Raw genomic sequence first — 777 nt, forward strand, 5'->3', positions numbered from 1 at the left:
GATCTAGAAAGGACAAATTTCGTCCTTTCTTTTTTGATGTTCAGAGCAATAAAAATCCGTTTTTTGAAGTTTTCAAAGTTTCGAAAACCAAATGCATTTCGTTTGATAAGTTTGATAAGATTATTAGTCGCTTCTAATTTGGCGTTGGAATAGGGTAATTGAAGGGCGTTGACAATTTTCTCTTTATCCTTAAGAAAGGTTTTAAAGACAGTCTGAAAAAGAGGATGAACCTGCTTTAGATTGTCCTCAATGAGCCCGAAAAATTTATCGGGTTCCTTATTCTGAAAGTGAAAAAGCAAGAGTTGGTAGAGATGGTAGTGATGTTTCAAGTCTTCTGAATAGCTCAAAAGCTTGTCTAGAATTTCTTTATTCGTCAAGTGCATCTGAAAAGTAGGGCGATAAAATCGCTTATCGCTAAGTTTACGACTGTCCTGTTGAATGAGCTTCCAGTAACGTTTAATAGCCTTGTACTCATGGGATTTTCGTTCAAATTGATTCATGATTTGAACACGCACACGACTCATAGCGCGGCTCATGTGTTGGACAATGTGAAAGTGATCAAGTACAATTTTTGCATTAGGAAAAAGCTGTTTAGCCAAGTCATAATAAGGGCTAAACATATCCATAGTAATGATTTTCACCTGACAACGAACGACTCTATCATATTTAAGAAAGTGATTTCGAATAATAGCTTGTGTTCTTCCCTCAAGAACAGTGATGATATTTAGATTGTCAAAATCTTGCTCAATAAAGCTCATCTTTCCCTTTGTAAAGGCG

The 777-nt window shown here is 35.9% G+C and carries 1 protein-coding gene; it reads right to left on the reverse strand.

Annotated features, from left to right (window positions below; translation table 11 throughout):
• Positions 1–777, reverse strand: a 777-nt coding sequence (locus D8845_RS10135; RefSeq protein WP_125453333.1) for an ISL3 family transposase, incomplete at both ends; no start/stop codon positions are given.

The sequence above is a fragment of the Streptococcus mitis genome (assembly GCF_003942865.1).
Lineage (GTDB): Bacteria > Bacillota > Bacilli > Lactobacillales > Streptococcaceae > Streptococcus > Streptococcus mitis_BI.